Origin of the sequence: Kitasatospora saccharophila (genome assembly GCF_039529925.1) — a bacterium.
GTDB lineage: Bacteria > Actinomycetota > Actinomycetes > Streptomycetales > Streptomycetaceae > Kitasatospora > Kitasatospora saccharophila.
In genome coordinates this window covers 1-539 of sequence record NZ_BAAANS010000196.1, presented here as the reverse complement: position 1 = coordinate 539, position 539 = coordinate 1, and the positions used below count along the sequence as shown (strand labels likewise).

Genomic DNA, 539 nt, shown 5'->3' with positions numbered 1-539 from the left:
TTCCGATATGCTAAAAAAGAACCACCTGTGATACATTTTCATGCGTTCCATTGAAAATAATCCGTGTACAACGATATCGATATATACCGTATTGACAACATTACGACCGATCGGCTACGACAGATGTGCTGCGATGTCCGCCTCGGTGATGATACCGACGGTTTCGCCGCCGTCAGTGACCATCACGGCCTTATAATGGTCGAGCAGGTTTCGGATCTCGTCGACGGTCGCGTCCATGCCCACGGTGGGGAACGACTCGCTCATCACCTCGCTTACGGGGAGACTCCCGACGTTCTCGCCCGCGTGTATCACGTCGCCCTGGCTGATCGACCCCACCGGGATCCCGTTTTGAATGACCGGAAGCTGCGAGTACGCCTCCTCCTCCATGCGGTCGACGGCGTCGCTCACCGCGTCGTCGGGCGCGACGCTGATCACCATCCGGTTCATCAGGTCCGTCGCGCGCACCACCTCGCCTTCGGCCTCGTCGAGCGCGTTGACGATCCGGCGAAGCGTCGAGAGCCGCGGGTCGACGTCGCCAC

General features: G+C 59.4%; 1 protein-coding gene. It reads right to left on the bottom strand.

Translation table 11 applies throughout. From position 1 onward, the window contains the following. Positions 1 to 114: 114 nt before the first annotated feature. A partial coding sequence (locus ABD345_RS40140; RefSeq protein WP_344559798.1) for a CBS domain-containing protein occupies positions 115 to 539 on the bottom strand: 425 nt, incomplete at its 5' end.